Source organism: Rhodospirillales bacterium (assembly GCA_016712595.1).
Lineage (GTDB): Bacteria > Pseudomonadota > Alphaproteobacteria > Rhodospirillales > Defluviicoccaceae > Defluviicoccus.
Window position 1 is genome coordinate 30361 of sequence record JADJQT010000002.1, and the last position, 13111, is coordinate 43471.

The following is a 13111-nucleotide window of genomic DNA, read 5'->3' on the forward strand; positions in this document are numbered from 1 at the left end:
GGCCGGGCTATAGGAATCACGCCGCCGCTCCTGGCAGAGCGACACGAGCCGACCCGATCGCCTGTGTTTGTCGCCACCAGTCGACCAACTCGCGTAGTCCGGCTTCGAAACCGATCGTTGCCATGAATCCGAGTTCCCGGCGCGCCGCGGCGACGTCGGCGAGGCGGCGTGGTACCGGGTTGACCGCGCGCTGATCGGCATAGATCGGCGTGAGTCCATTCACGCCCATTGCCGACGTCAGCGATCGTGCCACCTGAGCAAGGCTCGTTTCGGTCCCGCTGCCGATGTTGTAGACGACGTCCGAGGCATCGGCCTCGGCGGCCAACAGATTGGCCCGCGCGACGTCACGGACGTGGACAAAGTCCATGGTCTGCAATCCGTCGCCAAAGATGATCGGCGGTTGGCCGGCCTCTATCCGTTCCATCCAGCGGATCATTACCTCGGTATAGCGCCCATGGATATCCATGCGTGGGCCATAAACATTGAAATAGCGCAATGCCACGTAATTGAGCCCGTAGGTATCGTTGAACGAGCGGAGCATTCCCTCGGCGAACGCCTTGGCGGCGCCGTAGAGGGTGCGGTTGTTGTAGGGATGATGACGCTCGTCGGTCGGGAACGCATCGGCCATGCCGTACACCGACGCCGAAGAGGCCATCACCACTTTGGCGATCTCGTTGCGCACGCACAGTTCGAGCAGATCGAAGGTGGCGTCGGCCATGACGTTGATCGCCGCGCGCGGATCCTCGGCACAATGGGTGATGCGCAGTGCTGCCTGATGGAAGACAATGTTGGCCCCCTCGACTAGATCGGCCATGAGCTGGCGGTCGCGAATATCGCCTTCGACGAGTTGCACACCGCCGCGCGCCATCGCCCGATCGAGATTCTCAACGCGGCCGCGGATCATGTTGTCGACGACGACGATATTCCGGCACCCGGCGTCTGCGAGCAGATCGACGATGTGCGAGCCGACGAAACCGGCACCACCGGTCACCAGCACCCGTGCGTCGGGCCATGCGATGCGTGCCTGCCTCATTGCTGGGGTCCTTTCTTTGTGTAAGGTTGGTCGTAACCGTTCCCGCCGTTCCCGTTCGCCGGGAGTGGCAACGGCGCGACACTGTCGTCGGTCGAGCGCCAGCCGATAATTCGGGCCGGTACTCCCGCGACCTTGGCGAAGGGGGGAACATCCTGGGTGACCACCGCACCGGCACCGACCAGCGCGCCCCGTCCGATGGTCACGCCCGGCAATAGCACGGCGTTGACGCCGATATCCGCCCAGTCCTCGACGCGTACCGGGGCGATGCGCAGGTCAGTGGCAATGACCGGCACATCGATCGGCTCACCGGTGTGCTCGGAGCCGAGAACCTTGGCCCCAGGCCCCCAGCCGACGCAATTCCCGAGGACGAGGTCGCGCGCGTCGAGGAAGCTGTGCGCCCCGATCCATACTTTGTCACCGATCACGCATCGGCCGTCGAAACGGCCGTGCAGGACACTGCCCTCGGAGATGATGACGCCGTTTCCGAACTCGAAGGTCTCGAGATGGCGAAAGCCGACGTTGGCGGCGATGCGCAGATCATCTCCGCAACGTGCGGCGAGCGCGCGAACGCAGGTGCGCCGCATCATCGTCTCGATGTAGCCCTCGCCGCGCGAGAAGCGGGCAAATAGCGCGGCGATGTCCTCTGCGGTACAGCGCCGTCGCAGCTCGTCGGAAAACCCACGTTCGAACGGCGGATCGGCTTCGATGGGCCGGCGGCCGCCGACGGCAGCGACGATCCGGATGCCCTCGCGTTCATGCCGCGTCAACATCGCGTACCCCCTGTCCGCAGCTTTGCGCCATCGCGGCGCAGACCCGATGGACCTGCGCTTCACTCATTTCCGGGAACAATGGCAATGACAGGGTTTCTGCGGCCATGGCTTCGCTTTGTGGAAAATCGCCGGCTCGGTAGCCGAGATCGACGTAGGCCGGCTGCAGGTGCACAGGAATCGGATAATGCATGCCGGTAGCGATGCCGAGCGCGGTCAGCGCGCCGCGCACTCGCTCGCGCTGGCGCACCCGCACCGCGTAGACATGCCAGACGTGATCGTCGCCGGCGGCAGCCGGGCGCTCGGCGTCGACGTCGGCGAGACCGGCGTCGTAGGCAGCAGCGATAGCGCGGCGGGCGGCGATCCAGGCTTCGAGCCGGTCGAGCTTAACACCGAGCACCGCGCCCTGGATGGCGTCCATCCGGTAGTTGAAGCCCCGCAGGACATGACGGTAGCGCTCTGCTTGGCCCCAGTCGCGTAGCGAGCGGACCCGCGCCGCGAAATCGTCGCGGTCGGTGACCACCGCCCCACCTTCGCCGCAGGCACCGAGATTCTTGCCGGGATAGAAGCTGAAGCAGCCGATGTCGCCGAAGGTGCCAGCGCGCCGGCCGTGTGCCGCGGCTCCGTGGGCTTGCGCCGCGTCCTCGATGACGATCAGCTGGTGGCGGCGGGCGATGGCGAGGATCGCCGGCATATCGGCGAGTCGGCCGTGCAGGTGCACGGGGATGATCGCCTTGGTCCGCGGCGTGATCGCCGCCTCGAGCTGGCTCGCGTCCATCGTCCACGCATCGGCGGTAACATCGATGAAGCGTGGTGTCGCCCCGGCGGCAAGGATCGCCGCGACCGTGGCCACGAAGGTCATCGGTACGGTGATGACTTCGTCGCCAGCGCCAATGCCGGCGGCCAGCAGCGCTAGGTGCAGGGCCGAGGTCCCGGAATTGACGCCGATCGCGTGCCCGGCACCGCAGTAGCCGGCGAACGCGGTCTCGAAACGCTCGACGCACGGGCCGAGGACGTACTGCCCGCTCTCCAGGACTTGGCTCACCGCCGATTGCAGCGCCGGGCCGATCGAGCGGTACTGCGCCTTGAGGTCGAGGAAGGGAACCGGCTCAGCAGCGACCAGAGGCATCACGAAGCCCTCCGCAACGGCGGGAATTCGACAGGATTGCCGCGCTTGGCCATCGAGCCGGTTGTCGCTTCGAGCATTTCGACGACGCGCAGGCCGGCGAGCCCGTCGGTCGTCGGCGTCGCACCGTCGATGATGCAATCGAGGAAGTGTTCGATCTCTGTGCGCAGCGCTTCCTTGGTCGAAAGCTGCGGTGCCCACATGTCGCCGGCGCGGTAGCCGATCCGCATCTCGCGAATCCGCTCCGGATCGCCGTGCACAGTCACGCCCTTGTCGTAGATCTTGACCTTCTCGCTCGGCTCGAGGTCGTCATAGACGATCATCTTTTCGCTGCCGCCGATCAGGGTCTTGCGCACCTTCACCGGCGCCAGCCAGTTGACGTTGATGTGCGCGATCATGCCGCTTTGGAAGAACACGGTGATGTAGGCAATGTTCTCCGGGCTTTCCGGGAGGTGGCGTGCGCCGTTGGCGGACACCGCCACGGCGTGGTCGGCCAACGCATATTCCAAAATCGAGAAGTCGTGTACGGCAAGGTCCCAGATGACGTTGACGTCGCGCTGGAACAGGCCAAGGTTGACGCGTATAGAATCATAGTAATAGACGCTACCGATGACGTTGGTGTTGACCATCTCACGGATCTTCTGCACCGCGGGGTGTAGACGAACGTGTGATCGACCATCAGTACAAGATTGCGCCGCGCTGCTTCGTCGACGAGGTGCTTCGCCTGCTCTGCCGTCTCGGTCATCGGCTTTTCGACAAGAACGTGCTTGCCAGCACGCAAAGCTGCAAGCGCGATTTCGAAGTGATTGCGCACAGGCGTGGCGATAGCTACAGCATCTATTCCAGGATTGCTCAAAAGATCATGGTAGTTGTTCGTGATAATTGTGCCTGGATAGCGGCGGGAAGCAAGATCACGCTGCTCTGAAGCAAGATCACTTATCGCGATAACTCGCGCGTTATTCTTTTCAGAGAAGTTGCGAACAAGATTTGGGCCCCAATATCCGTAACCGATTACACCGACACCTATGTCGGATGCCGATCCAGATGATCGGTACCCCAAGCTGATACCTGACACGTCTTGTGTCCCCCTCTGCCCGCTATTGCTGACGTTCTCGACGGTGATGAGGACTGCAATTCCGATGCCGGTTTTATGCCAGACAAATTAATCGGAAAACTTCCACGACACTTTTTTGCGGATCGAGTGGACGAAACGCGTGAGCCCGACCAGCCTGGCGCTGAACGCCGCCTCGTCGTCGTCAGCCATCACGAGGACGCGCCTGATCTCCAGTGGATGGCGGTGCACCGCGGCAAGCGTTGACGGACCGTCGGCGAGGGTGAAGGCGGCGGTGAATCCCTCGTCACGGAGTATCGCGACGTCCTGCGGCCGGTAGTCGTCGGCAAGACCGTTGGGATAGGCGAATGCTCGCACCACAACGCCGACCTCGGCCTCGATTTGTCGCTTCGATTCGACCATCTCGGCGCGGGCCTGTGCCGCCGGAATACGGCTAAGGATTGCATGGCTCCGGGTGTGGCCGGCGATGGCGACGCCGGAGCGGGCGAGGACGCGCACGTCATCCCAGCTCAAGTGCAGGTGGCGAAATGCGTCTTCCGGCACCAGCACTTGAAGGGCGCTGGCCAGCGCTGCACCCGCCGCCGGCAGCGCCTCGCACGGCAAGGCCTTAGCGGCGGTGATCCACTCGTGCAGTGCCTGCCGCCGCCCTGGTTCGTCGGACCAGGCAATCGAGCCGGTGAGCGGCAGGAACGCCTCGCAGCGCGCAGTGTGGTGGAAGCAGTAGGCGGCGAGATCCCAGAAGAACGGCTTTGAACTGCCGACGCAATCAGTGGCGAGAAACAGCGCCGCCGGAGCCGCGTGTCGGCGCAATACCGGCAGCGCCGCATCGAGCATGTCCTTGTAACCATCGTCAAAGGTGATCAGCGCCGGATTGTTTGGCAGGGTGGTATTGCCGTCCAGCCACTCCAGCACCTCATCGAGTGAGACGATGTGGAAGTGCTGTCTGAGCCAGCGCAATTGGGCGTCGAAGCTGGTGGCGGTAGCGCTGACATTGGCGGCGAAACCGACGAAATCGCTGCGGCTGGTGTCGGCGATGCGGTGATAGGCGAGGACAGTCAGTCGCGACGGCCACAGGTGATGTAGCAGGCGGTTCCCACCGAGGCGGTGAAAGAGGCGCAGGCTCGATCGAGCGAGCCCCGTTTGCCTGTTCGCGGTTACGGAACGGGCGCCGTCGCCACCGCGATGCGATTGGCGGCGAAGTGGGGAGAAGCAAAGCGATGTGGTCATTGTGCTGGCTTCCGCAAAATAAACTCTAAGCCCCCGGTGATCTTGACCAAGCGCTCGTTCGGGTTGACCGCGGGGCGGATTCGATGCGCGGCCTGCCAATAGAGTCTGGAGACCGCGTTCACCGGGCTGACGAGTGCGGAGCTCAACATGAACGGCAGCCCGGGAAACAGCGCCCGAAACAGCGCGAGCGTGCCGGTCCAGCGATCATCGGGACCGAGATGCTCGATGGTGAAGCCTGCGTCGGCGAAGAGTTGGCGGGCGCCGCGCCACGTGGTGAGATGCATGTTGGCGCCATCGAAGGTCTCGATGAAGCCGATGCTGCCGATGAAGACCGCGCCTGGCTGCAGAACGCGGGCGATCTCGGCAAGCGCGACGTCCGGATAGGATACGTATTGCAAAACAGCGTTCGACCACGCGAAGCCAAACGACTCGTCGGCGAACGGCAACGCCATGGCGTCGGCGAGGACACTGGGCGCATCGCCGCAGACGTCGACGCCGACGTATTCGAAGCCGCAATGGCGGAATACCGGGGCGAGATCGGCCGTGCCGCAGCCGACGTCGAGCATCGGCATGCTTCTGACAGTGGCGCGCGGCAGGTGGCTTTGCAGCCGGCGACGCAACCCTTTTGGTCGTGCCATTCCGCTCCAGTCGACCTCCGGTGTGGGGTTGTTGGCAAGCACCCGTCCGTCGACGCCGGTTGGCTGGGGGATGCCGATGCTGCTGGTGCGCAGCACCACCTTCGGCTTCGTGAGGCGAAGATCCCAGGTGCCGGCGGCGGAGCGATGAAAGGTGGCAGCGCACTCGTCGTTGCGGCAGCGCGCCACCGTCTCGCCGACCTCGATGTGCGCGCCGCAGGACGGGCAGCGGATCAGTCCCGATGCCGCCGCTGACAGCCGCGGCAGTTTCGGCGTCGCCGGCGCGAGGGCGACCGGACCGGCAGCGTGGGTGCTAGCGCCTGACATCGTCCACGCCTTTCGCTGACCAAGTTTCAATCCTCATCGCAAATTGCAACGCATGTCATCCAATCTGCATGTTGAGAAGGGCGTTGCGCCGAACCCATCGGTTCATCCGCGCAGCGAGACCCGGGGCGAGCGGTGCAAGCCGCTGCACCTGGCGGCACAACTCGTCGGCAAGCGACGGGTTGAAGCGGTCATTGAGCACGGCGCCGCACAGGTGCGCGTCCGCTGCCGCCAGTCGCGCGGCCGCCCGGCGCACCACGTGCTCGGAGGTGACGCCCGCGGAGACGACCAGCACGGTCGCTTCACAACTCGCGGCGATGCCGTCGGCCGGGATGGCGTATCCGCTGTCGTCGTGGACCGCCGAAGCGTCGACGATGACCAAGTCAAAATCCTCGAGGGCGACGTTGAACATCCGGCGCAGCAACTGCGGATCGCGGAAGACGAGGGGATCGGCGCCGGTGGGTGCCGGCAACAGGCCAAGCCCCCAGTCGTCGATGCGCACCACGGCGCCGCGTGGCGAGAGGTCGATCGGCGACCAAAAACGCCGGGACAGCCCGCGCGACAGTGTCGCGTCACTGTTGACGACGTCGGCATCGACGATCACGCTCTTGAGCCCGCCCGCGGCTCCCCGGCGAGCGAGCGCCAGCGCAAAGGTCGTCACCCCCTCGCCAGGATTGGCTGCGGTTACGCAGATGGTGCGCGCCGATTTGCCGACGGTCCGGCGGAAGATCGCGTCCAACTCCGGATGGTGGATCGGCAGCAACGCCCGTTCCCGCCGCATCGCTTGGCCGCCCGCGGTCTCGCCAGACGGCCCCTGTCGCAGCGACGCCGTCGAAGGCGAAGACCCGTCGCCGTCCGCGCTCCCGCCGGCGCCGCCGAGGCGTTTCACGCCGCCCGCTCTTCAGCGGGCGCTGACCAACTGATTTCGTCGGCGGGCAGCGAAGCGCGGACGTCGATGATGCGGTCGATGCGCAGTAATTCCAGCAGCTGCTTGGGCTGAGCGTTTGGGCCGATCAAGATCATCTGCCGATCTGCAACAAACAAGCGTTTGAATGCGAACGCAATCAAACCGATTGCCGCCGAATCCATAAATGTTACTTCGCGCAAGTCAATGTAAACATCACCAAAACCTTCGGTTATGACGCGCTCTAGAGTTGCGCGAACCTCGGTAATTATTGTCGCATCAAAGACGCCATCCATCGGGTATATCACTGTCCCGGTCGCACCCCGGCCTATTTTTATATTCATGATGCGAGACCTTTCGCGTCGTCTGTGTGCCGGGCGTCGAGCAAAGAACATGCCGGAGGCGAGAGACAGGCGGCAGGCGGGCGACGTGGGGTCTCGTGACGGCGCTCGTGGCTGTGTGTTACGGTGTGTGACGGGTATCGCGAGCCAGGGGAGAGAGGATGCCGATCGCCGACGATGTTCAATTGGGACGTGACGTGACGATCCACCAACCGGCGCTGGTCAACCTTTACGGATGCCAGATTGGCGATGAAACCCGCATCGGCGCGTTCGTGGAAATCCAACGCAACGCCGTGGTTGGATCGCGCTGCAAGATCTCTTCACACACCTTTATCTGCGAAGGTGTGACCATCGCCGACGAGGCGTTCATCGGTCACGGGGTAATGTTCACCAACGACCGCCGGCCGCGCGCAACCAGTGCCAGCGGCAGCCTGCAATCGGCGGAAGATTGGACTCTCGAGACTATCCGCGTCGAGCGCCGTGCGTCGATCGGTAGCAGCGCCACTATCGTCTGCGGCGTGACCATCGGCGAAGAGGCGCTAGTGGGCGCCGGGGCAGTGGTCACCCGCGACGTTCCGCCCTATGCGATCGTCGCCGGCGTGCCGGCGCGGGTGATCGGCGACGTGCGTGTGCCAGAGCGCGGGGATGTCCGCCGCGAGGAGGCCGCCGACTCGCATGGTGTTTGCACACCGGATGGGACAAATCACGGAGATTGAGATGTCAGCGGAGCTTACGAGCGTGGCCGGACCGAGTGCAGCGGAGGGGAGGCAGGGGAATGCCCTCGCTGGTGCGCTGTTCGCCGCGGCCATCGCCGCGATCACCGTACTGGTGGGCTGCAGCGAGCCGGCGATGCCGCTGGCGCCTCGGGGGCAGGACAGCATGCCTGCGCCTTATTACTTGATCGGCCCCGGCGATACGCTCGATATTTTCGTCTGGCGTAATGACGACCTGCACAAGACGCTGCGGGTGCGGCCCGACGGACGGATCAGCGTGCCGCTGATTGACGATGTCGACGCTGCCGGCAAGACGCCGACCCGCCTCGCTCGCGACATCGAAGCGCGGCTGTCGGGGTTTGTCGTCGACCCGATCGTCACTGTCATGGTCGTCGACTTCTCGGGTACCTTCGATCAGCAGATCCGGGTGATCGGCGAGGCGCAAAAGCCGCAGGCCATTCCTTACCGCGACAAGATGACGGTGCTCGACGTGATGATTGCGGTCGGCGGCCTGACCGAGTTCGCATCCGGCAACCAGGCGGTGATCTCGCGGATGAGCGACGGCAAGCAAAAGCAGTATCGCGTGCGTCTCGACGACCTCATCCGCGACGGAGACATCGGCGCCAACGTCGCGATGAATCCCGGCGACATCCTGATCATCCCGCAGCGCTACATTTAGACCCCCGCCCCGACGCTGCCGACTCGCACTCCGGCCGAGCACCAGGGCCGAGGCGCGTCTTTGCTCAGAACCGGCGGGTCAGGCCGAGCAGCACCGCGTTTTCGGTGAACTCATCTTGGCTGCTCTGCGCGAGACGCCGCCGAAACCGGTAGCCCACGAAAGCCGAAACCTCGTCGGTGAGTTGGTGCGAGGCGATCATCAGCAGGCCGACGTCGTGCAGCGTTCCCGAATTCCCGCTCGATTGTCCAGCGTTCCCGTCTTCGTCCTGTTCGATGACGGCGAACGAAATTGCCGTGCTGAGACTGGTCGCCCGATCGATCGGATGCGTCCACTGCCCGCCGACCCCGACTGACGTTTGGTTGGTCGCGGATGATGAGCCGCCGCTTTCGGATGAACTACCGTTGCCTACGGCCTCCTGCTTGACCATGAACGCCCCGATTCCGACGATCTCGCCGCCGATTCCACGGGCGGCGTCGAGATCGCCACGCCGGGTTCGGGTCAGGTCGTTGCTGAGGGTGATGCCGGTCAGATCGGCCGAGAATGGCAGGCTGCTGCCGCGGTCAACGAAACGGTGGGTCTCGGTATCGAAGCTGAGGTCGCTCACCGTGCGCAGCAGTGTCGTCTGGCCGACGCCGACGAAGTCGCGGTAGCGCGCCGATAAGCTGGTGGTCGGAGTGGGAGAGTAACCAATGGAAACCTCCGCCTCGGGGTTTTCGAGCCGCCAGCCAGCCGAGGCGCGCATGCGAAACTGCGGTGATGGCTCATAGCGGCCGCCGATTAACACTTCGGGACCTTGCAGCGTCTCGCCGCCATCATCAAGTAGCCCCCAGCCGCCGGTGACCGACATTGAAAGCCAGTGTGAGATCGCGTATTCGGGCTTGACCGAGGCACCGAGCAGTGTGACGTCGCCGGCGCCAAAGCGGGTGGTGCGCGCGCCGCCGGCCTGGCTCTCCCATTCCAGGCGTGAGCGCTGCTCGGGTGAACTGAACAGCTTGAGCTGGGCGCCGGTGGTCAGGCTGTCGGACAGCGACGTGTTGTCTTGGTTCGACCCACCGCTGCCGCCGGTGGCACTGCCGTTGCCGCTACCACTGATGAGGCTGCCAGCGAGGACCGAGCGTGCCTCAAGGTAGCCGATATCCTTCAGTCGGGATACCGCATAAGGGCTGAGTTGGTAGGACTGAACCAACGCCGATCCCGTATCGTTGGTGGTATCGAAGGTCGGCGTTGCGGCATTCAGATTCAGTTCCGAGACCACGGCCGCGGCATCCACGTAGGCGACGCCGCGCGAAAGCTCGGTATTTTAGGTCGCCACCACGTTCGGAATGGCACGCACATTCTTGCTGGTCAGCGCCACGTACTCGCCGGTCAGCGAGGCGGCCAGCGCACCGGTCATCCGCGCGCTGCTGCCGGCGATCTCGACGGATGGCGTGAGCGCGGTGATCAGCGCCGGGTCGGCTTCGCCGGCCGGATCGAGGCGGTAGTTATCGGTGTAGACGTTGGAAATGGTAGCCGAAACGGTATGCCGCCATTCCCCGCTGAAAAAGCCGTCGGGAATGACGATGATGTCGCCCGGCTCGATAGCGATGTTGGCGGGTGCATCGCCGCCTTTCAGCAGATCGCCCAAGCGCAGCGCGATTGTCTGCACTGCACCGCGATCGCCGCGAACGAGGACGGCGCGACTGACATCGGCTTTGGGGGAAAAGCCGCCGGCTGCGGCGATGGTGTCGAACAGGCGCATGCCAGCTTGGTAGGGGATGGCCTTCGGCACCTGCGAGCCGCCGATAATCCGCACGCTGCGCGTCGATGCTGCTGAGGCCGTCGGCTCCGTGCCGGCTGACCCTGCCGATCGTTCAACGGTGACGAAAACCTGTGGCGCGACCAGATAACGCGCCATCCGCTTGGCAATGGTGGCGGCGAGCTCCGCGGGAGTCTGTCCGGAGGCGGGCACGTCCTCGGCCAGCGGCACGCTGACGTAGCCGTCGGGCCGGACGATGACCCAGCGCGACAAGTCCGGCTCGCCGTGCAGTTCGACGAACAGTTCGTCATAAATGCCGATGCGGTATTCCGGCGACCGGCCATCTGCGTCGGCATCCGACCAGGCCGACGCAGATGGCCGGTCGCTTGGCGTCGCGTTGTCTGCGGCGGCGAGCGGGCCAGCCCCCAGTCCGGCGGCGATGAACAAAAAGGTCCACAGCTTATGCCAGCGCCGCTGGCCCTGGGTTGGTCGACGTGTTGGCGAATTGAGGCGAGGTAGGGCGAAAACCCAACTTTTGTTAGACGCGCTCATGCAATCTCTTCTTCCTGAGCGGCAGTCACTACGCACGCCGATGGCGAGAGAATGTAGCATTTTTTTCAATCTACTGGACATTTTGCGCCAGATCACTCGCTCTTTTTTCTAACTGGCATCCACTGTGCACGCCGATCACGAGAAAATGTAGTATTTTGTTCAATTGGAGGACGTTATCCGCCAAATCACTCACTCTTTTTCCTACGGGGCATCCACTGTGCACGTCAATGTCGCGAGCAAATAGAATTTGCGTCAATCGGTCGGACATCACGTGCTAAAGGTTCTATATTTTTTTAGGTGTAATTGCCGCTATTGGGGTACCACCTTTATTTTGTTGCACTTAGCAGCCTATCCGCGCATGATTTGGCGCGTTTTGCTTGGAAACCATTAGGAAAGAAACTGCCTGATTCTACAACACCAGAGCGAGCGTGCTCTTAAAATCAAGGGGGGGTTGGTCGTTGAGCGCTGACGGGGTGCCAACATGGAGACCGACAAGACAGAATTGAATAATCGATCGCTTTGCGAAAATGTTTCAAAAAAATGGTGGGGCGGTACTACTCCCAATGTTTTAATTGCGGATGCAGCCACGTCTCAAGCACTGGTGTATGCAAAAAGCCTGCAGGAAATAGGATTGAACGTAACGACGGTCGCGACTGGTCGCGGGACTCTCGATGAGCTCGAAAAAGCGCAGACCGATTTGGTAATCCTCGATATGGATCTTCCCGATATCGACGGGTTGCAAATCCTCAAGCACATCAGCGCGCGGCAAGGCCGAGCTGCTGCGGTCGTGACATCCTCCAATGGCTCGCTCAATGGAGCCATTCGCGCGCTGCGCCTTGGTGCTTACGATTACTTGGTCAAGCCATTCGGAGTGCAACGGCTGATCGCGGCAGCGCGGGATGCTCTGGACGGCGGCGGACACGGGCGGCAGATGACCAACGTGTCGGTCGACGGATCGGTCGCGGAGGCGCTGGTCGGATCGTCGCCTCCGATGCGGGCGGTGCACGAAACCATACGCACCGCGGCGGCATCGAAGGCAACGGTCTTCGTGACCGGCGAGAGCGGAACCGGCAAAGAGGTGGTCGCCCGCCTAATCCACGGCATGTCACCGCGGCGGGATAAACCGCATATCGCCATCAACTGCAGCGCCATCCCGCGCGACTTGATCGAGTCCGAGGTTTTCGGCCACGTCAAGGGCGCGTTCACCGGCGCTGTCCGTGACCGTGCGGGGGCAGCGATCCAGGCTGACGGGGGGACGCTGTTCCTCGACGAGATTTGCGAGATGAATTGGGATCTGCAAGCTAAACTGCTGCGCTTTCTGCAGGATGGCACGATCCGACGCGTCGGTGCGACCAAGAGCGAGCGGGTCGACGTTCGCATCATTTGCGCGACCAATCGTGACCCGGCGAACGAGGTGCAGGCCGGGCGGTTCCGCGAGGATCTCTATTACCGCCTGCACGTCATCGCGATCCGGCTGCCGCCGTTGCGGGAGCGCGGTGGCGATGCGGTCGAGATCGCCCGGGCGCTGCTCGCCCAGTACGCCGCTGAAGAGCGCAAGCAGTTTCGCCGGCTCTCGCCGTGCGCAGAAGCGACGATCGCGGGTTATCACTGGCCAGGAAATGTCCGGCAGCTGCAAAACGTGCTGCGGACGGCGGTAGTTTTCAATGATGGCGAAGTGCTGACCGCCGAGGCATTACCCGAGCTATCCGGACCGTCGGCGAAGCTTAGCCGGCTGATGCCGGTAGAAACGTTCGCGGGGAGCCGGGCCGTTGCTACCGACAACGCTTCCAGCGATGACGAAACTAGCGATGATGCGCCGTCTGTCGCTAAAATCAAACCGTTGGCGGAAGTTGAGCGCGATATCATCAACAGGGCGATCCGCGCCTGCAACAACAACATCGCGCGCGCCGCCGCCGCCCTCGGCGTCAGTCCGTCAACCATCTACCGCAAGCGCCAGCAATGGGAGCGGGGCGGCGAATTCTGAAAAGGTGCTGTCTGGAATA

General features: G+C 63.5%; 12 protein-coding genes and 1 pseudogene. 3 read left to right on the plus strand and 10 right to left on the minus strand.

Translation table 11 applies throughout. The features are described 5' to 3' along the window. Window positions 1-16 precede the first annotated feature (16 nt). The 8 genes and pseudogenes from IPK66_12075 to IPK66_12110 form a co-directional block, all read right to left on the minus strand. The gene (locus IPK66_12075) at window positions 17-1033 is read right to left on the minus strand and encodes an NAD-dependent epimerase/dehydratase family protein (GenBank protein ID MBK8175968.1); all 1017 of its coding nucleotides are present in this window, start codon (window positions 1031-1033) and stop codon (window positions 17-19) included. Then, a complete protein-coding gene (locus IPK66_12080) occupies window positions 1030-1803 on the minus strand; it encodes an acyltransferase (GenBank protein ID MBK8175969.1) in 774 nt (257 codons plus the stop codon). Before IPK66_12080 ends, IPK66_12075 begins: the two co-directional genes overlap by 4 nt. Further along, window positions 1787-2929: a DegT/DnrJ/EryC1/StrS family aminotransferase gene (locus tag IPK66_12085; GenBank protein MBK8175970.1), complete on the minus strand. Its 1143-nt coding sequence runs from the start codon at window positions 2927-2929 to the stop codon at window positions 1787-1789. Before IPK66_12085 ends, IPK66_12080 begins: the two co-directional genes overlap by 17 nt. After that, window positions 2929-3953, minus strand: a pseudogene (locus tag IPK66_12090) (Gfo/Idh/MocA family oxidoreductase). The gene IPK66_12085 and the pseudogene IPK66_12090 overlap by 1 nt, the downstream one beginning before the upstream one ends. Before the next feature lie 135 nt (window positions 3954-4088). Beyond that, complete coding sequence (locus tag IPK66_12095) at window positions 4089-5225, minus strand: polysaccharide deacetylase family protein (protein ID MBK8175971.1); 1137 nt, start codon at window positions 5223-5225, stop codon at window positions 4089-4091. Then, window positions 5222-6187 (minus strand): methyltransferase domain-containing protein, encoded by a 966-nt coding sequence (locus tag IPK66_12100; protein ID MBK8175972.1) that lies wholly within the window; start codon window positions 6185-6187, stop codon window positions 5222-5224. Before IPK66_12100 ends, IPK66_12095 begins: the two co-directional genes overlap by 4 nt. Window positions 6188-6242: 55 nt before the next feature. After that, on the minus strand, window positions 6243-7073 hold the full coding sequence (locus tag IPK66_12105) for a hypothetical protein (GenBank protein MBK8175973.1): 831 nt from the start codon (window positions 7071-7073) through the stop codon (window positions 6243-6245). Next, window positions 7070-7384, minus strand: a complete 315-nt coding sequence (locus IPK66_12110) for an STAS domain-containing protein (protein ID MBK8175974.1) — start codon at window positions 7382-7384, stop codon at window positions 7070-7072. Before IPK66_12110 ends, IPK66_12105 begins: the two co-directional genes overlap by 4 nt. Before the next feature lie 206 nt (window positions 7385-7590). Between IPK66_12110 and IPK66_12115 the strand changes: the two genes are divergently transcribed. Both IPK66_12115 and IPK66_12120 read left to right on the plus strand, forming a co-directional pair. Then, a complete protein-coding gene (locus IPK66_12115; GenBank protein ID MBK8175975.1) occupies window positions 7591-8145 on the plus strand; it encodes an N-acetyltransferase in 555 nt (184 codons plus the stop codon). Between the two features lie 133 nt (window positions 8146-8278). Further along, window positions 8279-8821 (plus strand): polysaccharide biosynthesis/export family protein, encoded by a 543-nt coding sequence (locus IPK66_12120; GenBank protein ID MBK8175976.1) that lies wholly within the window; start codon window positions 8279-8281, stop codon window positions 8819-8821. 64 nt (window positions 8822-8885) lie between these two features. On the opposite strand, the gene IPK66_12125 is transcribed toward IPK66_12120, so the two are convergent. Then, complete coding sequence (locus tag IPK66_12125) at window positions 8886-10091, minus strand: hypothetical protein (GenBank protein ID MBK8175977.1); 1206 nt, start codon at window positions 10089-10091, stop codon at window positions 8886-8888. A 30-nt stretch (window positions 10092-10121) separates the two neighbouring features. Continuing rightward, a complete protein-coding gene (locus IPK66_12130; GenBank protein MBK8175978.1) occupies window positions 10122-11108 on the minus strand; it encodes a polysaccharide biosynthesis/export family protein in 987 nt (328 codons plus the stop codon). 481 nt (window positions 11109-11589) lie between these two features. Here IPK66_12130 and IPK66_12135 point away from each other — a divergent pair, with 481 nt between their 5' ends. Beyond that, window positions 11590-13092 (plus strand): sigma-54-dependent Fis family transcriptional regulator, encoded by a 1503-nt coding sequence (locus IPK66_12135; GenBank protein MBK8175979.1) that lies wholly within the window; start codon window positions 11590-11592, stop codon window positions 13090-13092. Window positions 13093-13111: the final 19 nt, after the last annotated feature.